Source organism: Actinomadura nitritigenes (assembly GCF_017573545.1).
Classification (GTDB): domain Bacteria; phylum Actinomycetota; class Actinomycetes; order Streptosporangiales; family Streptosporangiaceae; genus Spirillospora; species Spirillospora nitritigenes.
Genome location: NZ_JAGEOK010000070.1, coordinates 1 through 18148, shown reverse-complemented (window position 1 = coordinate 18148; position 18148 = coordinate 1). Strand labels below are relative to the sequence as shown.

Sequence of the window (18148 nt, the reverse complement as noted above, 5' to 3'; positions counted from 1 at the left end):
CCTGGTGAGACGGCGTGGGTTGTGGTGATCAACCCGTCTACCAGGAGCTTCTCTGTATCTGAGGGGACTCCATCAACTCGCGATCACGCTGTGATCAACCAGCCCGCCTGAGGATGAAAAAGGGTCATTGAGCGCGTAGAGAGCCGACGTTCTCGGGTCGTATCGTTCGGGCCAATCCACCTTGTCATACATTGGATACTTTTCCTCTCTGGACGTTTTGGCGAGAACGCTAAATGCGCCAACCGCCGCCTGAGGTGGCTGGACGGATAGGTCCGTTCACCGGGCTGAGTCCGAGCTGCTTCGGGAAGTTGGCCACTGCGGTAGGACGTGAGGCCGCGGGCGGTCCGCGACGGGCCCCCTGTGGACTGTCGTTAGAGGACCGCATCAAGCTGGCTCTCGCCTTCGGTCAGCCGCTGTACCCGCGGGTTACCGCGATCGATTCTCGCGGTCGGCCGCTACCTTGGCGAGCGCCGCGAGAAGATTCTCGTGCGTGCGCCAGAAGACTTCAGGATCCTGCTTGGCCAATTCGATCCAGAGCGGGCCCTGCATCGTCTCTTCGGTCCAGAGGTGGCTCCCCTTCGGGGTGGGCGTGATGATCCAAGCGTGGTAAGCCCTGGATGCCTTCGACGCCTTGGGGTGACCATCCCAGGCGATACGCGTTACAGGCTGGAACTCCCGCACGGATGCGAAGACGTCCTGGCCGGCCAGATTGGTTTCGAATCGGGTTCCGAGGCGCAGCGAGTCATGGCCGTCCAGCAGCTGGACATGTTTGACGCCTGGGTAGAAGGTGGCCCAGACATTGGACTGCTCCCTCGTTCAGAGTTCGCCGGGAACGGCAAACCGGTAGAACACGCCGCCGACCGGCTGGATGCCCATGAGCAGCCAGACCGCGTTTTCGAAGTCGCGGGCTCGTGAGAGGTCTCCGACGCGCACCGGGTCGTAGCCGGCGTCGCGGATGAGCTGCTCGGTGACATCGAGGGCGCCATCGTCTGCGACGTACCAGTTGCTCGGCCGCACTCGCTGCTTGCGCACTTCGCCGTACAGGGCGCCGAAGTTCATGTTGAAGCTCTTGGCCACCGGGGCGTGGGTGAAGGACTTCACCTCCTCGGCGTATGACGAAAAGTCACCATGACGTGCGGGCATGATATTGGTCGCGTCGATCGCGATCTTCCCCTCGAGCCCTGCCACCTTGCTCAGGGCTTCCGAGATCTTCGTGCCGGGCACCGCGACCAGAACGGCGTCCGCGTCCGAGGCGTCTCCGCCGTCACGGCCGAGTTCCTCGACCTCGTGGCCCGCGTCTCGCCACAGGCCGGCCAGCCCGCCGCCGATCATTCCTCTTCCAATCGTGACGATCTTCATTTTCTGCCTTCCCTCAGCTGAGCGTTGACGTTTGACTTATGCCGGTTGAACGTGGACGACGCTTCACGCGCGGCTGACGGCCACCGAGTCCCTGACGGCGTCCAGACCGGAAGCGTGCGAAACAACGGGCTCGTATCCGAGTTCGGCCACGGCCTTGTCCGTCCGCAGGGTGCACTCCTGCCCGAGGAACCATCGGGCGGGCACGGGGACCTCGCGGGCGGCGGTCTCGGCGTCCAGGTCAGGGACGGGGAGAGCGACGCCATAGATCTCGAACTGGGTCTCCAGGAACTCGCGCAGGGTGACGCGGTGCCGGTCGGTGACGAAGTAGGCCTGACCCGGTCGGCCGCGCCGCCATCCGAGCACGAGTCCCTCGACGGCGTTCTCGACGAACGTGACGTCAGTTGTGTGCCGGCCTCCGCCGATCCAGGCGAACTTCCCCGCCTTCGCCGCCGCCACCAGGCCTTCGACGAGGAAGCTGTCGGGACCCCAGACGAACCTCGGGCGAATCGACACCGTGGCGAAGTCCGGGTCGTTCGCATCGAGCACGATCTTCTCGGCCACCGCCTTCACCGCACTGTAAGCGGCTTCCGAGTCGGGCCGCAGGGGCGCGGTCTCGTCGACGTCCACGAGCGGGTCGCCGGCGAGGAGTGCGGCTTCGCTCCCGCAGTGGACGAACCGAGGAACCTGCGCGTAGCGGGCCGCATCGACGGCTGCCCGGGTGCCGTGCACCGTCACGAGCTCGTGACGCTCACGGTCAGCGGTGATGTCCGTCTCGGCGGCGAGGTGGAACACCACATCACTGCCCGCCACCTCGTCGCGCCACGTGGTCGGGTCGGTCAATTCGCCCCGCACAGGCTTGGCGCCCAGCGTCGAGACCTTCGCAGCCGATGCCTCACTTCGAACCAGAACACGAACCGAGTGCCCCTCGTTGAGGAGCCGGCGTACCAGCACCTGGCCGACGAACCCCGAACCGCCCGTGACGAACGCCTGTGCCATGAACCTCTCCTTCGCTCTGTACGAGCCCCCTCGCCTGCCTTGTGCGAGAAGGTGTCGTGGGTTGGAGCAATCAGGAGTCCGGAGGTCTTCCCTCGACCGCATTCATGCTTCGGAGGCTTGCGATAAATTTCTTGGATGGCATCTCTTCGGGCACTGGAGTGCCTCGTCGCGGTCGCGGACTCCGGATCGATCACACAGGCCGCACTGCTGCTGCATTCGTCGCAGCCCGCCGTCTCTCATCAGCTCGCTTCGCTGGAACGGGAGACCCGAACGGTCCTGCTTCGCCGCGAGCCCCGAGGGGTCAAGCTCACTCCCGCAGGACGTGCCGCCGTCGCGGATGCCAGACGAGCGATCGAAGCGGCCGCCTCCGCGGTGAGGTCGGCACGTGCGGCGGGTCAAGCGGCCGGAGGGGTCTTGCGGTTGGCCTGTGCGCAGAGCCTCACGGTGCCGCTGCTCGCCGCGGTCATCCGCCAGTGGCATCGCCGCTACCCAGAGGTCGCGATCACGCTGCGCGAGTCCACCTCGATGGACGAGGCGCTCGGCCTCGTCGACTCCGACGAGGTCGACGTCGCCATGCTGACCGCCCCCTCGGCCGGCCACTTCACGATCACCGCCCTCGCCGAGGAGGAGATCGTCCTGACAGCACCTACCGGCCACGTGCTGGCCGAGCGGCCGGCTGTACGCCTTGAGGACCTTGACGGTGCGCCGCTCATTCACTTCACACCGGACAACGGCCTCAGCGTCTGGCTCGACCAGTCCTTCGCCCGCGCCGGAGTCCACCCGGAGACGGTGATGAGGACATCGGTGACTGCGGTGGCACCGCAACTCGCGGCTGCCGGACTGGGAATCGCCGTGTGCCCCGTGAGTGCGGTCAGCCAGGGCTTTCCCGGAGTGGTGCGATCGTTCTCTCCGCGGTGGGTCAGGCAGTTGGTGGCGGTGACGTCCGCGGAACCGGATCCGCTCGTCGCCCGGTTCATCGGCGACCTGCGCGCCCACGGCCTCCGTGTGCCTCCCGATGTGCGGACTCAGCTCGCACAGGGCGATCCTGCGGCCGAGACACCACGACCCTCCTCCTGAGAACCGCCGCAGAGCAGACGACCAGGTTGCGCATGGTCGTGAACGTCGGGCTGCACCAACCCCCATCGTCGCGGATCTCCCAGCGGATGCGTAAGCGGCGGAACCAGTGCAGCAGGCCGATGGTGCGCTCGACGACGTAGCGGTGGACGCCCAGTCCGGACCCGTGCGGGCTGCCGCGTCGGGCGATGATCGGCTTGATGCTCTTGCCCCAGACCAGGCGCCGGTATTTGTCGTGGTCGTAGCCGCGGTCGGCCGGGAGCCGCCCGGGTCTTCGCAGAGGCCGGCCGACCCGGCCCCGGACCGGTGGCACCGCCTCCAGCAGCGACATCAACTGAGTGACGTCGTTGCGGTTCCCGCCGGTCAACGACGGGGCGAGCGGGGTGCCGCGGCCGTCGGTCAGCAGGTGGTGTTTGGAGCCCGGCCGGCCGCGGTCGACCGGGCTCGGCCCGGTTTTGGGTCACCTTTCAATGCCCGCACGTGGGAGCTGTCGATCACCGCCCTGGACCCAGTCCAGTTGTCCGGCGGCGTGCAGTTCGTCCAGTAGCAGCCGGTGCAGCCGCTCCCACACGCCCGCCCGGTGCCACTCGGCCAGCCGCCGCCAGCACGTCATCCCCGAACTGAACCCCAACTCCTGAGGAAGGAACTCCCACCGGATCCCGGTATGCAGCACGAACAAGATCCCGCAAAACATCCGGCGGTCGTCCAACCGCTCACGGCCGGCATGGCGCTTACGGCACTCCACCTTCGGCAGCAGCGGCTCGATCGCTCCCACAGGCTGTCGGGCACGATCCACGGGAGTTGCTCGCCCTTACGCACTCACCCACACCACACCCGACCATCACTGTATGTCACACTATGCACACATTTTGTTATGACTTCTTAGTGGGTTTAGTCGGTGGCGGCGATGGGAGGGGACGTGGTTTGCTCTGGGACCCGTGATGAGGGAAGGCGGCCGATGAGCGTGCTGGGCGACATAGCCAGGGTGAGTCCCGTCGAGCTCGACAGGCTGCGCTCTGCCCCTGACACCTACGGCTACCTGTCCCGCGAGGTGCCCACGTGCGACCTTGATCGTTACTGGGACTGCCTGCGCTTCGTCATGGACGCCGCAGCGTTCCAGGTCAACCCGATCGGCGGTCGGCCGTACCCCGATGAGCGGTCTGCCTGGGGTCATGGCATGCCGCACACCAATTCGTGTGCGCTCACCGTTGATGAGGTACGTCAGGCAGCGACGCAGCTAGCCGCCACACCGTTCCCAGCACTGGCGGTGCATCTGGCCGCTTCCGACACCGTGGCCTTGTACCCGGACAACTACGACTGGGCATCTCCCACCATCCAAAACAACGCCGCAGACTACTACCGCACGCTCGTGACGTTTTTCCAGGAAGCGGTGGCGGCCGGACAGTGCACCGTCTTCTGGGCTGCCTAACGTTAGCTGCTGCTTCCCCTCGTACGTGGCGCAGTTGCGTTCAGCGGCGCCCTCTTCCTCAGTGACCGGGGCGCGTCGGTGCCGGTGGCCGCATCCGCAGGCGCAGTCCCAGAGGACGTTGCGGATCCCCGCGAGGTGTGTTCGCCGCGAGAGCCGTCGACGACCTCCCTCACCCGAACTGGCCAGGGGAGTGCGCTGGTTGGTTGCAGCGGCCGCTGTGAGCTCCTCAGCGAGCTCCCCGCGACGGTTCGCCGTCATGACGCCACAACGGCAGGCGCTACCTCGGCCGGCCCCACCGCTTGCTCATGCCGCTGTGTGGGTCATCTGCTCTGGCCGCAGAGCCGCACCGCCCCTTAGAGGTCATAACAAAATGTGCATGTAGCGCGACATGTAGTGATGGTCGGGTGTGGTGTTGGTGGGTGCGTAAGGGCGAGCAACCCCCGTGGATCGTGCCTGACAGCCTGTGGGAGCGGATCGAGCCGCTGCTGCCGAAAGTGGAGCGGCGTAAGCGCCATGCCGGGCGTAAGCGGCTGGACGACCGCAAGGTGTTGTGCGGGATCTTGTTCGTCCTGCACACCGGGATCCGGTGGGAGTACCTGCCCCAAGAGCTGGGGTTCGGGTCGGGCATGACGTGCTGGCGGCGGCTGGCCGAATGGCATCAGGCCGGGGTGTGGGAGCGGCTGCACCGGCTGCTACTGGAGGAGCTGCATGCCGCCGGGCAGTTGGACTGGTCCAGGGCGGTGATCGACAGCTCCCACGTGCGGGCATTGAAAGGTGGCCCAAAACCGGGCCGAGCCCGGTTGACCGCGGCCGGCCGGGCTCCAAGCACCACCTGCTGACCGACGGCCGCGGCATCCCGCTCGCTGTGTCGTTGACCGGCGGGAATCGTAACGACGTCACTCAGTTGATGCCGCTGCTGGAGGCGGTGCCACCGGTCCGGGGCCGGGTCGGCCGGCCTCGGCGAAGACCCGGGCGGCTGCTGGCCGACCGCGGCTACGACCACGACAAGTACCGGCGGCTGGTGTGGGCCAAGGGCATCAAGCCGGTCATCGCCCGGCGCGGCGCCCCGCACGGATCCGGGCTGGGCGTCCACCGCTATGTCGTCGAACGGACCATCGGCCTTCTGCACTGGTTCCGTCGCTTACGCATCCGCTGGGAGATCCGCGACGACATCCACGAAGCCTTCATGACCCTCGCCGCCGCCATCATCTGCTGGCGACGCCTCGTCCGCTGATTCTGTTACGACCTCTTAGCCCAGTCCGGGGCATTGCGGGGATCGTGACACGGCTCGCCTGTTGGGGTGGCCGGATGGCCGGGGGCTTCGGGAGTATGTGGAGCGATCTGGTGACAACGTGTTCGCCGCACCGCAGGCATCCGCGTAGCCACCGTCGGCGCCAGGGGCCAGGCCGCCCGCCAGCGCCGCGGTGCCGCCCGCGTACCCGCCCGTTGAGTGCCAACGAGTAGGCGGCGGTGGCGCGGAACACAGCGCGGATTGCCGGCGCCGAGGTTGCCGACCATCGGCCCAGACTTCTTGTTCCGGTGCTGGTCGCCCTCGGAAGCGGCCGTTGTCTTGGTGGCCTCCTGTCGCGGCCGGTGAGCCACTCGGTAGCGCCTGGCGTGGGCTTGGATCTTGTCTGGGGGCGCTGATCGGACAGTTGCCGGGGTGGCGAGGTGAGGGCTGCTGGATTGCTCGCTGGGTTTGGTCGGGGCAGCGGAGTTGCTGATGCAGGGCTGCGGATTCGCGTCGCGGGAACTCGCGGTTGCCCGCTCTGGTCGTCTTGGCTGCCGCTTGCTGCGGGCGATGTGTCCCAGCTTGTGGGGGCCTGGAGGTAGGGCTTCTCGGGCCTGGGCTGGGTGATTGGAGGCCCGGAGCGAGCCGCCGAGCCAACATCGAGCCAACAGGGGAACGAAGCGGGGCACGCCGGGCAGGGGGCAAACCGGGACGTTCTCGCGTTTGCCCTGGTCGGGGCTGGTGGGTCGCGTGGGACTCGAACCCACAACCTACGGATTAAAAGTCCGGAGCTCTGCCAATTGAGCTAGCGACCCGTCTAGCAAGCGTACCGAGAGCGGGGCGGGGTTCGCGACGGGGTTACCGGGCTGGTGTGAGGCGGACGGGGAGGTGCTTGAGCCCGTTCTGGAAGTTGGAGGCGAGGCGGACGGCGGGACCGGTGCGCTCGATGCGCAGGGGGAGCAGCTCGCGGAAGACGGCGCGCATCTGGGTGCGGGCCAGGTGGGCGCCGAGGCAGAAGTGGGGGCCGAAGCCGAAGCTGACGTGGTCGTTGGGGGTGCGGGAGACGTCGAAGCGGTCAGGGTCGGGGAAGACGGTCTCGTCGCGGTTGGCGGACGCGTGGTAGACGACGACCTTCTGGCCGGCCTTGATCTCGCGGCCGGAGAGGCTGAGATCGCGGGTGGCGGTGCGGCGGAAGTCCATGACGGGTGGCCAGTAGCGGAGCATCTCGTCGACGGCGGTGGGGAGGAGGGACGGGTCGGCGCGCAGGCGTGCGAGTTCGGACGGATGGTCGAGGAGGGTGAGGAGGCCGCCGGGGATGCCGTTGCGGAGGGTCTCGTTCCCCGCGACGGCGAACAGGAAGAACATGTTCTCGAACTCGTGGCCGGTGAGGCCGCCCTGGAGCATGCGGGACATGATGTCGTCGGTCGGGTGCTCCTTCTTGACGGCCGCGAGCGCGTGGGCGTAGGCGAACATGTCCGCCAGGGCGGTGTAGGACCGCGGGTTGACGGGACGGCCGTCCGGGTGGGTGAACGAGGCGGGCCGGTACTGCATGGCCTTCTGGGCCATGGGGCTCATGGACGCGGTGTCCGCCGTGGACAGGCCGGCGTACTCGTCGTCCTGGTAGCCGATGACGCGGGACGCCCAGTCGTACAGGAGCCGGCGGTCGCTGTCGGGCACGCCCATGATGTGGGCGAGCGTCCATACGGGGAGGTCGGCGGCGAGTTCGACGAAGTCGGTGTCCTGGCCGAGGGCGGAGGCGACGAGGGCGCGGGCCCGCCGGTCGATGGTCTCCTCCAGGGCGCGGACGGCGCGGGGGGTGAAGGCGGCGGCGACGATGCGGCGCAGGCGGGAGTGGTCGGGCGGGTCCTGGTTGAGCATCATCGCGCGGACGAACGCGAGGTCCTCCGGCGTGTCGGGGTCGCGGATCTGGGTGGCGCCGAGATTGGACGAGAAGAGCTCGGGGGAGCGGAGAACGTGTTTCACGTCGGCGTGCGAGAAGACCGCCCAGTAGCCGGTGCCGGCGGGCCAGGGGCCGACGGCGGGTTCGGGGATCCAGGCGACGGGGGATTCGGCGCGCAGCTTCCTGAACGCGTCGTAGGGGACCCCCGTGGCGTAGGTGGCGGGGTGGAAGATCTCCTCGTGCATGCCCACAGCGTGCATCATGACGGTGTGACGGTGAAGCCTGAAGACGCTGCCGGGATCCTTCGTGACAACTTCGCGCCCTGGGTGCTGGAACTGGGGCTCGTCGTAGAGGAGGTGGGGGAAGGGGCCGCGGTTCTGCGGTTGCCGTGGTCGGATCGGCTGGCGCGTGAGGGCGGCGCCATGTCGGGGCAAGCGCTGATGGCCGCCGCGGACACCGCCGTGGTCATCGCTGTGGCGGGGGCCAAGGGCGGCTTCGTGCCGATGACCACGGTGCAGCTCAACACCGCCTTCATGCGGCCCGTGGTGGGGACGGACGTCCTGGTGACGGTGAAGCTGGGCAAGCTGGGGCGCACGCTGGCGTTCGCCGACATCGTCATGGCGGCGAACGGAGCGACCGTCGCGCAGGCCAGCGCCGTGTACGCGATCATCGGGTGACATGACCCGAATCGAGATGGTGAAGGTGCCGGACGGCGAGTTCCGGTTGCACGTGTGGACGCCCGAGAGCGGCCGGGGGCCCGGGATCCTCCTCATCCAGGAGATCTTCGGTGTGGGCGAGTACATGGAGGCCGTGGCCGGGGACCTGACGGCCATGGGCTACGTGGTGGCCGTCCCGGACATGTTCTGGCGGATCGAGCCGAACTGGACGACGCAGCACAACGAAGAGGCCCTGCCCAAGGGGATGTCCATGGTCTCCCAGTTCGACTGGGAGAAGGGCCAGGACGACGTGGAGGCCGCGCTAGAGGCGCTCAAGGGCCTGCCCGAGGTGAACGGCCGGGTCGGCGTGCTCGGGTTCTGTTTCGGCGGGACGCTGGCGTATCTGCTGGCTGCGCGGGCCGAAGCGGACGCCGTGGTGTCGTTCTACGGCAGCGGTGTCCCGGGGGCGCTGGGCGCGCTGGACGCCGTGCGGTCGCCGTTGCAGCTCCACTTCGGCGGGTCCGACGCCTACATCCCGAGGGAGGACGTCGCGGCGGTGGAGCGGGCCGTCGCGGGACGGGACCGGATGGAGATCCACGTCCAGGAGGACGGCGGCCACGCCTTCCACAACCGGAAGGCACCGATGTTCCACCAGCCGGAGCCCGCGGAGCGGGCGTGGCGGCTCACGGAGGATTTCCTCCGCCGCTACCTGCCCGTCTCGTAGCGCGGCCTATAGGCACCAGCTAGGGAGCGGCTCCGTTTCGGTGAGCCAGGCTGCAGGCGGGCGTCCGATGATGCCGCCGACTATGGCGCACGTGGTGTCGATGTCTCCGCCTGCGGAGGCCGTCGTCCAGAACGCCCGTTCGTAGTCGCCCAGCTGCCGCGCCGCCGCCCAGAGGGTGAACGGCACCGTGTCATGCGCGGCGACCTGGCGGCCGTTGCCCAGGACCGCCGCGGCGGTGGCCGGGGCGCCGATGGTCAGCAGCCGGCGTGCTTCGGCGATGCCTTGGCGGACCGTGCCTTGTGGTGTGTGCGCTAGTACCTCGTCGAGGAAACCGCCCGGTGACGGCTTGCCGGGCGCGATCGCCGCGGCCACCGCTGCGGCGATCGCGCCCGCGATGGCCTCCGGATGGGGGTGTGTCACCTCCGCGGACAAGGCGGCCTGGCGAGCGGCCTCCGCCGGGTCGCCCGCGAACCAGGCGCCTACGGGCGCCACACGCATCGCGGCGCCGTTCCCCCAGGAGCCCATGCCGTCGAAGGGTTCGCGGGCGAGCGTCCGCCAATCGCCGCCTTCCCGGACGAGCCGCAACAGGCGACCAGTGGACGGGCCATAGCCGCGGTCGAAGTCGTGGTGTTCGGCGAAGCTCGCTGCGAGGGCGTCCTGGTCGATCCCGCCGTGCTTGCACAGGACGAGGTGGACGGACGCGGCCATCTCCGTGTCGTCCGTCCACTGCCACGGCCCTTGGGGGAGCGTCTGGCCCTCGAAGGCTGGGCGGTTCTCTGGGACGAAGAACTGGGATCCGAGCGCGTCCCCTACGGAGAGGGCCAGAAGCGAGTCGTACGAGCGTTCCGCGGCGGATGCGGTCATGTCGTGGATGGTTCCAGAGTGAGGCGGGAGAGTTCCTTGCGGGAGGAGATCCCGAGCTTGGGATAGGCCTTGTAGAGGTGGTACTCGACCGTCCGGCGGCTGAGGAACAGCTGCGCGGCGATCTCGCGGCTGCTGATGCCTTCGGCGGCGAGCCGGACGACCTGGAGTTCCTGTGGCGTGAGGCGGTCGAGCAGCACGGGCGCGGTCGGCTCCGATGCAGAGCCGGACTCACCGGTCGCCCGCAACTCGGCGCGCGCGCGGTCCGACCAGGGCTTGGCGCGGAGCCGGTCGAAGACCTCCATGGCGGAGCGAAGAGGCGTGCGGGCGTCGGAGCGGCGGCGCGCACGGCGGAGCCACTCTCCGTACAGGAGTTCCGTTCGGGCCTTCTCGAAGGGGCGCGTCGCCTTCTCGTGCAGGCGGAGGGCCTGTGCGTACGCTTCCTCACTGTCGTCCAGCAACGCTTCGCAGCGCAGTGCGACAGCCGATGCCCACGGCTGCTGGACGGCATCGGCCCAGATGCGGAACCGGTCGAACGGTGCGCGCGCGCGTTCCGGCCGGCCGGCGCGCACAGCCACCTCTACGAGGTCCGCCACGGCGAGCATGGTGTCCGCGCTGTACTGGTGGTGCACGGCCTCGAGATGGCGGAGCGCGTCGTCGTACCGCCCGAGGCCGAGTTCGAGGAGGCCCAGAGCCCCGTCAGACCTCTCCGGCATCTCGTGCAGCCGCGCTTCATCGCCCTCCACCGCCGCCACCCGGGCGAACACCGCGGAGAGCCGCCAGTCGCCGCCGGGCAGGCCGGTGTCGCACGCCAGCGAGATCGCCTCGATCAGCGTGGCCTCCGCGTCCGCGTGCAGACCCGTCGCGACCTGCGCCTGCGCCTGCGTCCGCAACACGCTCGGCAGCGCCCCGATCAGGCCGTTCAGCCGGCAGCGCGCGGCCTCGACGGCGGCCAGCTCCAGCGCCGCCTCGTCGTCGCCGACGATCAGCGCGAGCCGCGCCGCCTCGTCCAGGCCGGCGGCCACGCCCGGCTCCGGGGTGGCCGTGCGCGCCTCCGCGACCAGCCCGGCGAGCAGCGGGACGCCGCGTGCGACGTCGTCGCCCGCCAGATGCGCGAGGCCGCCGACCATCGCGTCCTCGGGCAGCGCCTCGGCGGCGCGCAGCAGCGCCGGCGTCTCTCCGGAGGTCCATGCATAGGCGGCGCCCGTCCGCAGCATCGCGGCCCTGTCGTCCGGCTTCGCATAGGCGGCGTGCTCCACCATCATGCGCGCGGCGGTACGCCGGTTGCCGCGCTCGTACTCGACGACTGCGCGGACGCGGCCGAGGCGTGCGAGTTCCGCGGGGTCGTCGGTGAGCGTGCCCGCCCTGGCGGCGAGGGCCTCGGCCTCCTCCGGCCGACCGGCCTGGAGTGTCATGTTGGCCGCAGCGCGCAACCGCGCGGCCTGCGCGTCCTTGCCGGGGGTGAGGTCCGCCGCCTGCCGGTAGAGACTCGCCGCAGTGCCGTACCCGGTGCGTTTCCGCGCGCGCTCTGCGGCGTTCTGCAGATCGGCTGCGACGTCCTCGTCCGGCCCGAGAGCCGCTGAGGCACGGTGTCGTGCCCGGCAATCGGCGTCCTCAGCGGAGGACGCCAACGCCTGATGCACCCTGATACGGCACGCCGCAACAGCGCCCTGGTAGACGGCGGCTCTGATCAGCGGATGGCGGAAGGCCATGGACCGTCCGCTCACCTCCACCAGCCCGGCGCGTTCGGCCTGCTCCAGGTCTTCTAGGCCGACGCCCAGTTCGCGCGCCGCGTTCAGCAGGCTCGGCATGTACCCGCGTCCTTCGGCCGCCGCTATGAGGAGCATCAGGCGGGTCTTTTCCGGAAGCTCATCGATCCGGCTCTGGAACCGTGCGACGACGCGGTCGGTGACGGGCAGCGGACGGGACCCGTCCGGCACCCGGTCCCTGGCCCTGCCGAACTCGCGCAGCGCCAGCGGATTGCCGTCCGCGTCATGCAGGATCCGATCGCGGACGTTTCGGGTGAGGCCGTGCTCCGCGAGGAACCGCACCGCGTCGTCGCGTCCCAGCCGCGCCAAAGGTAGTTCGGGCAGGCCGGTGCCGGTGAACGCGTCGTCCCGCGCGGCGAACAGCATCACCACCGCCTCGGCCGCGAGCCGCCGGGCCGCGAACAGCAGCGCCTCGGCGGTCGCGCCGTCGAGCCACTGAGCGTCGTCGACGAGGCAGAGCACGGGCCCGTCCTCGGCGAGGTCGGCAAGGAGCGTCAGGACGCCGAGGCCGGTCGTGAACCGGTCCCGGACGGGCGGGACGTCGCCGGACTGCCCTGAACCGCTCAGCGCCGCTTTCAGAGCCTCCGCCTGCGGTCCGGGAAGGCCGTCCAGACGGTCGCGGACGGGCCACACCAGCTGGTTGATCCCGGCGAACGCGATGCCGGACTCCGCCTCGATCCCGGTCACCCGCAGGACGCGCGCCCCGGCGTCACCGTCCACCAGGCCCGCGGCGTGGTCCAACAGGGCCGACTTGCCGATGCCCGCCTCGCCGCGCAGCAGCAGCGCGCCGCTGCGTCCCTCGTCGCGCGCCCCCGCGAGCAGCGAGGAGATCCGCGCCTGTTCGTCGTTCCGCCCGTAAAGCACGGATCCAAAGTACGGGGCGTACTACCGAAACCATACTGATTCGCGGTGCGACGGCCTCCTCGTAGCTTCATCACCAGCGAGAACGCCTTCAGGAGGACGTCGTGAACGAACTGTTCGAGAAGCTGTCGGCCGGGAAGCTGGAGCTGGCCAACCGGGTGGTGATGGCGCCCATGACGCGCAGCAGGGCCGTCCACGACGGGAAGGTGACCGCCCTGCACGCCGAGTACTACGCGCAGCGGGCCGGGGCGGGCCTCATCATCACCGAGGGGACGCAGCCCAGCGTGCGGGGCCAGGGCTACATCTGGACGCCCGGGCTGCACACCGACGAGCAGGTCGAGGCCTGGCGGGCGGTCACCGACGCCGTCCACGCGGAGGGCGGCGTCATCTTTGTCCAGCTCATGCACACGGGACGCGTCGGCCACCCCTCGCTCTACCCGGACGGAGGGCTGCCCGTGGGGCCGTCGCCGATCGCCACGGGCGAGGGGATGTGGTCGCCCGAGGGCATGCTCGACCACCCCGAGCCCCGTGAGATGACGCTGGACGACATCGCCGAGGCGGTGGCGGATTTCGCCGCGGCGGCGCGCAACGCCGTCGCCGCCGGTTTCGACGGTGTGGAACTGCACGGCGCCAACGGCTACCTCATCCAGCAGTTCCTGGCGGACGGCAGCAACAAACGGACCGACGCCTACGGCGGCACCATCGAGAACCGCATCCGCTTCGGTGTGGAGGTGGCGAAGGCCGTCGCGGACGCCATCGGACCGGAACGCGTGGGCTTCCGCGTGTCGCCCGGTGGCATCGCCAACGGCGTCAGTGAGAGCGACACCGACGAGCTGTACGCCGCGCTGGTGGAGGCACTGGCGCCCCTGGGGCTCGCCTACCTGCACGTCATGGAGCTGGGCGACCGGGAGCGCACGCGTCGCATCCGCGCCGCCTGGCCCGGCACGCTCATCCTCAACCCACACCCGACGCCCGAATCCTTCCCGGCGAGCCCGGAGGCCGGTGTGGAGGCGCTGCGGGAGGGCGTCGCGGACGCGGTCGCGTTCGCCGAACTGTGGCTCGCCAACCCGGACCTGCCCGCCCGCATCAAGGCCGGCGGCCCCTACAACGAGGCCGACCGCGCCACCTTCTACGGAGGCGACCACCGCGGCTACACCGACTACCCCGTCCTGTCCTAGACGGACCCGTTCTCCTGGACGGCCCCCTGGACGGGCTACGGGTCCTGGACGGACCTCAGGCCGAGGGCCCCGCACCGGTGTCGACCGGTACGGGGCCCTCGCCTATGCGCGTCTGGGGTTGCGCCCATCCACGCTCTTGCAGCCGCGCTCAGACGTGCGCCTGTGCGACGTGCGCCTGTGCGTCCGTATGCGCTCGGCTCAGTAGCCGGGCCGGACGCCGCCGTGGAACTGGCTCTTGTAGTAGTGGGTCAGCTTGATCTTCTTCACATGGGAGCCCGAGTGCGGCGCGTGAATCATGTAGCCGTGCCCCACGTAGATGCCCACGTGCGTACGGCCGCCGTAGAAGAAGAGCAGGTCGCCCGCCTTGGCGCCCTTCCAGGAGACCTTGTGCTTCACCGCGCGGTAGATCTGCTGGGTCGTGCGCGGGAGCTTGACGCCGGCCTTGCGCCAGGATCCCTGCGCGAGCCCTGAGCAGTCCCACGAGCCCGGCCCGGAACCGCCGTAGCGGTACGGGTCGCCGATCTGCTTGTAGGCGTACTTGACGGCGACGGCCGCGCGCTTGCTCTGCTTGGCGGCGCGGGAGGTGGCCGCCGAGGTCGTGGTGGCCGCGGTCTTCGTGCTCGTCGCCTTGGTGGACGACGCCGCGAGCGTGACGCGCTGCGGGGTGCCGGCGGCGGCTCCGGCGGGGCCCGCCGTGAGGAGCGTCGCTCCGAGCGCCGCGGTCGTGGTGAGCACGAGGCCACCAGCGGTGATTCCAGCCTTCAGGGGGTTTCGGGGGGTATGCAGGATGGCTCCAGATCTCGCGGGTGGTGCCTACCGGGCAGCCGTCATCCCGTGCGTGAACGCTGGGGATTCGGGACGCGTCGCGGTCGTCCGGTACCTGCGGTGCCATGGGAGGGCGCCGCGGCCCGCGAGCCGCTTCCGGCTCCGTGCTTCTCGTCTGCACGGATGAGGCGATCGACACGGGCGGGGCTTCTTCGGCGGTGCCGTGGGGGCGTCCTGGTGGACGATGCCCGGCCGCTCTTCGCCGAGAGGCCGGGAGGCGTGCCGCCGCCGCGCGTCGGTGCGTGTTCTGTTGTCCGAGCGGCCCGTCGTGCCGCATGAACCGGGCAGGAACGTAGCCAGACTCCAGCGGCTCAGGCAAATCTCAGGTAGATCACGAACCTTCCCGGACGGATGCGACGGAAGGGGCGGCCATCGTGCGGCCTGCGCAAATCGAGATCATTTTCGGCAGATTGTGAAGTGGGTCACAACCTGCGGAAACGCGGGGCGATTCACCGTTCTGGACGGGCGTCTCGGGGCGGAGTTATCCACAGAACATCGTTCCGGTTCCGGTCTCGGGGCGGAGGTGTTCGACTGGAGCGGTCGCGGGATTCGAGGGTGTTTTCCGCGTCCCGGAAGGAGACCGACAATGGCCGTAAATGTGTTAGTTGCATCACCTCCCTCCCGTGTGTGGCGGATCAAGGACGCTGCGTTGCCGGATCCGGCCAGGGGCCGGGGATTGACTCCGGCCTCTCCCGGCCCTGTAGTCCGAGAGAGATTCATGTCCGGTGCCCGGAGGGAGTCCCGTGTTCCGCAGGTCCGGCAGAACGCGCCTCGCGCGCGTGCTCCCCGCTCTCGCCCTCGCGGCCGCCGTCACGGTGACCGCCTCGCCCGCCGCCCACGCCCGTACCGGCCCCGCGCCGTCCCCTGCGAAGGCCCCGGCGACCGCCAAGTTCCCCCGCGGGTTCCTCTGGGGCGTCGCCACGTCCGGCTTCCAGGGCGAGGGCTCCTTCCCCGACAGCAACTGGACGCGCTACATCAAGCGGAAGGCGCCCGGGATCAGCGACCCGTACAAGAACTCCGTCGACTTCCTGCACCGCTATCCGGGCGACGTGGAGCTCGCGCGCAAGCTCGGCGTGAACGTGTTCCGCACCTCGATCGAGTGGGCGAGGATCGAGCCGAGGCGGGGCGTCCGCGATCCCAAGGCCATCGCCTATTACGACGACCTCATCCGGCGGATCCGCGCCGCCGGCATGCGGCCCATGATCACGCTGGACCACTGGGTGTACCCCGGATGGGTGGCCGACCAGGGCGCCTGGGACAACCCGAGGACCCGGGCGGACTGGCTGAGCAACGCCCGGTTCATCGTGAACCGCTACAAGCGCCAGGGCGTCATCTGGATCACGTTCAACGAGGCCAGCGCCTACATGTACAAGGAGCTGACCATGCGGCCGATGAACCTCGGGCAGCTCGCCGCGATGCGGTCCGCGCTCACGAAGACGCACCGGGCCGCCTACGACATGATCCACAAGCTCGACCCGGGCGCCCCCGTCTCCACGAACGTCGCCTACGGGACGGCACTGAACGGCATCTTCGACGCCGCGCTGTTCAACGACGTCACGGACAAGCTCGACTTCGTCGGCATCGACTACTACTACGGTGCCAACGCCCGGAACCTCACCGCCGGATATGCGCTGACCGGCGAGTTCTGGAAGATCGACCCCGAGCCGGAGGGGCTGTACTACGTCCTCAAGAGCTACCAGCGGCGGCTGCCGAAGCTGCCGGTGTACGTGGTCGAGAACGGCATGTCCACCGACAACGGCAAGCCCCGGCCCGACGGCTACACCCGCAGCGACCATCTCCGCGACCACATCTACTGGGTGCAGCGGGCGATGGCCGACGGCGTCAAGGTGATGGGCTACAACTACTGGAGCCTCACCGACAACTACGAATGGGGCAGCTACGAGCCGCGCTTCGGCCTCTACACGGTGAACGCGCTGACCGACCCGTCCCTGGCCCGCCGCCCGACCGACGCCGTCGCCACCTACCGCTCGATCATCGCCGACCGCGGCGTCCCGGCCGGATACGTGCCGGTCCGCCGGCCGGGCTGGTGCTCGGTCGAGGACCCGGTCGCCACCTGCTTCGGCACGACCCCTACCCCGCCCGCGGCCTACCGGGCCCCGGCCGGCTGACCACGGACCGGAATCGCCGCCCCTCGATAGTGGAATGATAATCGTTTTCATGACACCCTGATTCCGTCCGAGCAACGGAGGAAGGGAGCACGGCCATGTCCTTGACCGTCGACGACCGGCTGCTGGAGAAGGCGATGCGGGGCGAGGTGGACGACGCCTCGTTCGTCGCCTGCGTCCGCGACTCGCTGCCCTACGCATGGGAGGTCGTCAGCGGCGTCGTCGCCCGGATGCGGGACGGCGGCGCCGGCTTCGCCGACAACCGGACCCCGCCGCCGGACGAACGGGCCCGCGGCCAGTTGCTGCGCGTCCTCGCCAGCGACGCCATGCGCGGCGCCCTGGAGCGCCACTTCGGCGTCCGCCTGGCGTTCCAGAACTGCCACCGCGTCGCCGCGTTCGACCTGGCGGCCGACGGCGCCGCCGCCCGCTACGAACGCTTCGTCTCACCCCGGGCCCAGCTCCTGAACCAGTCCCCGGAACTGGTCGACTGCTGACCCACCGAGTCCCCGCCCCACCGTGAACCCCGGGCCCGCACCGACCACCCCGCGATCACCGGCCCCGCCCACCCGTAGCCGGGTGCCCACTACCCGGGCGCCGCACAGATCCGCCAACCCCCGGTTCGCCGAGGAACGGCGGCCGTCTAGTGCAGTGGCAGGTCATGGCCTGCGTCGGTGAGTCGTGGAGTCGCGCCCGTCCGACGGTTCATCAGGCGTCACAGCCGGGCACGCCCGGCCATCGCACACCCGCTCGTCGCACGTCCGACCGAAGCACGCCTGGTCCGGGCTTGGCCGCTCGGGCCATGGGGCGCGGCAGGTCGGGGCACTGCCGATCGAGGCGCGACTGGTCCGGGATGCGGCTGGTCTTGGGCATGGCCCATCCGGCACGGCCGGTCGGCCTGGCCGTGGGGGGCGTAGGCGGTGGCCGGCCCGGTGGATCGTGAGGCGTGCCCGGCCGCGGACCAAGGAGGGTAGGCGGCCGGGCGCGTCGCACCCTGGATACAGGGCGCATGGCCGGGAAGGCGCGCGGCACGGCCCTGGTCGGTGACGCGCGGGGACCTGTTCGTCGTCCCCTCGTGGGAACCGTTCTCGGCCCGGTCCGAGGCCGGGCCGTCCGACTCCGACTCCGGGGCCCTGGACCTGTTCCGCTTCGGCGACGCGCC

General features: G+C 69.6%; 15 protein-coding genes, 1 tRNA gene and 2 pseudogenes. 9 read left to right on the top strand and 9 right to left on the bottom strand.

The genetic code is table 11. From position 1 onward, the window contains the following. Positions 1–426: 426 nt before the first annotated feature. The 3 genes from J4557_RS48120 to J4557_RS48110 all read right to left on the bottom strand — a co-directional run bounded on the left by J4557_RS48120 (position 427) and on the right by J4557_RS48110 (position 2355). Positions 427–681 (bottom strand): SRPBCC family protein, encoded by a 255-nt coding sequence (locus tag J4557_RS48120; RefSeq protein ID WP_208274590.1) that lies wholly within the window; start codon positions 679–681, stop codon positions 427–429. A gap of 135 nt (positions 682–816) precedes the next feature. Continuing rightward, positions 817–1359 carry an NADPH-dependent F420 reductase gene (locus J4557_RS48115; RefSeq protein WP_208274589.1) on the bottom strand — a complete coding sequence of 181 codons (543 nt, stop codon included), beginning with the start codon at positions 1357–1359 and terminating at the stop codon, positions 817–819. A gap of 63 nt (positions 1360–1422) precedes the next feature. Then, positions 1423–2355, bottom strand: a complete 933-nt coding sequence (locus tag J4557_RS48110) for an NAD-dependent epimerase/dehydratase family protein (protein WP_208274587.1) — start codon at positions 2353–2355, stop codon at positions 1423–1425. A 135-nt stretch (positions 2356–2490) separates the two neighbouring features. On the opposite strand from J4557_RS48110, the gene J4557_RS48105 reads away from it, so the two are divergent. After that, positions 2491–3432, top strand: coding sequence for a LysR family transcriptional regulator (locus J4557_RS48105; protein WP_208274586.1), 942 nt, complete (start codon positions 2491–2493; stop codon positions 3430–3432). A 64-nt stretch (positions 3433–3496) separates the two neighbouring features. On the opposite strand, the pseudogene J4557_RS50575 reads toward J4557_RS48105, so the two are convergent. Continuing rightward, a pseudogene (locus tag J4557_RS50575) lies at positions 3497–4248 on the bottom strand (IS5 family transposase); the annotation flags it as partial. 139 nt (positions 4249–4387) lie between these two features. Here J4557_RS50575 and J4557_RS48090 point away from each other — a divergent pair. Then, the gene (locus J4557_RS48090; protein WP_208274584.1) at positions 4388–4858 is read left to right on the top strand and encodes a DUF1877 family protein; all 471 of its coding nucleotides are present in this window, start codon (positions 4388–4390) and stop codon (positions 4856–4858) included. A gap of 446 nt (positions 4859–5304) precedes the next feature. Next, a protein-coding gene (locus J4557_RS48085; protein ID WP_208274591.1) for an IS5 family transposase occupies positions 5305–6092 on the top strand; the annotation gives its coding sequence in 2 pieces (ribosomal slippage) (positions 5305–5638 and positions 5638–6092; 789 coding nt in all). Between the two features lie 736 nt (positions 6093–6828). Here J4557_RS48085 and J4557_RS48080 read toward each other — a convergent pair. Together J4557_RS48080 and J4557_RS48075 are read right to left on the bottom strand one after the other, a co-directional pair. Continuing rightward, positions 6829–6904, bottom strand: a tRNA-Lys gene (locus J4557_RS48080). Between the two features lie 43 nt (positions 6905–6947). After that, the gene (locus J4557_RS48075) at positions 6948–8234 is read right to left on the bottom strand and encodes a cytochrome P450 (protein ID WP_208274583.1); all 1287 of its coding nucleotides are present in this window, start codon (positions 8232–8234) and stop codon (positions 6948–6950) included. Between J4557_RS48075 and J4557_RS52105 the strand changes: the two genes are divergently transcribed. Then, positions 8214–8666: a PaaI family thioesterase gene (locus J4557_RS52105; RefSeq protein ID WP_208274581.1), complete on the top strand. Its 453-nt coding sequence runs from the start codon at positions 8214–8216 to the stop codon at positions 8664–8666. The two genes, J4557_RS48075 and J4557_RS52105, sit on opposite strands and share 21 nt — an antisense overlap. Before the next feature lies 1 nt (position 8667). After that, positions 8668–9369, top strand: a complete 702-nt coding sequence (locus J4557_RS48065; protein WP_208274579.1) for a dienelactone hydrolase family protein — start codon at positions 8668–8670, stop codon at positions 9367–9369. Between the two features lie 6 nt (positions 9370–9375). Here the strand turns inward: J4557_RS48065 and J4557_RS48060 are convergent, their stop codons facing one another. Together J4557_RS48060 and J4557_RS52100 are read right to left on the bottom strand one after the other, a co-directional pair. Further along, the gene (locus J4557_RS48060) at positions 9376–10233 is read right to left on the bottom strand and encodes an ADP-ribosylglycohydrolase family protein (protein ID WP_208274577.1); all 858 of its coding nucleotides are present in this window, start codon (positions 10231–10233) and stop codon (positions 9376–9378) included. After that, positions 10230–12863 (bottom strand): ATP-binding protein, encoded by a 2634-nt coding sequence (locus J4557_RS52100; RefSeq protein ID WP_208274575.1) that lies wholly within the window; start codon positions 12861–12863, stop codon positions 10230–10232. Before J4557_RS52100 ends, J4557_RS48060 begins: the two co-directional genes overlap by 4 nt. Positions 12864–12964: 101 nt before the next feature. Between J4557_RS52100 and J4557_RS48050 the strand changes: the two genes are divergently transcribed. Continuing rightward, positions 12965–14038, top strand: coding sequence for an alkene reductase (locus tag J4557_RS48050; protein ID WP_208274573.1), 1074 nt, complete (start codon positions 12965–12967; stop codon positions 14036–14038). A gap of 198 nt (positions 14039–14236) precedes the next feature. Here the strand turns inward: J4557_RS48050 and J4557_RS48045 are convergent, their stop codons facing one another. Continuing rightward, positions 14237–14773: a C40 family peptidase gene (locus tag J4557_RS48045; protein WP_208274571.1), complete on the bottom strand. Its 537-nt coding sequence runs from the start codon at positions 14771–14773 to the stop codon at positions 14237–14239. Between the two features lie 869 nt (positions 14774–15642). Between J4557_RS48045 and J4557_RS52095 the strand changes: the two genes are divergently transcribed. From J4557_RS52095 to J4557_RS52430, 3 genes and pseudogenes are all read left to right on the top strand, one after another. Continuing rightward, entirely contained in the window at positions 15643–16992 is a 1350-nt protein-coding gene (locus J4557_RS52095) for a glycoside hydrolase family 1 protein (RefSeq protein WP_208274569.1), read from the top strand. Positions 16993–17087: 95 nt separating this feature from the next. Next, positions 17088–17483 (top strand): SCO5389 family protein, encoded by a 396-nt coding sequence (locus tag J4557_RS48035; RefSeq protein WP_208274567.1) that lies wholly within the window; start codon positions 17088–17090, stop codon positions 17481–17483. Positions 17484–18017: 534 nt separating this feature from the next. Continuing rightward, positions 18018–18148 (top strand): annotated as a pseudogene (locus tag J4557_RS52430) (cupin domain-containing protein); the annotation flags it as partial.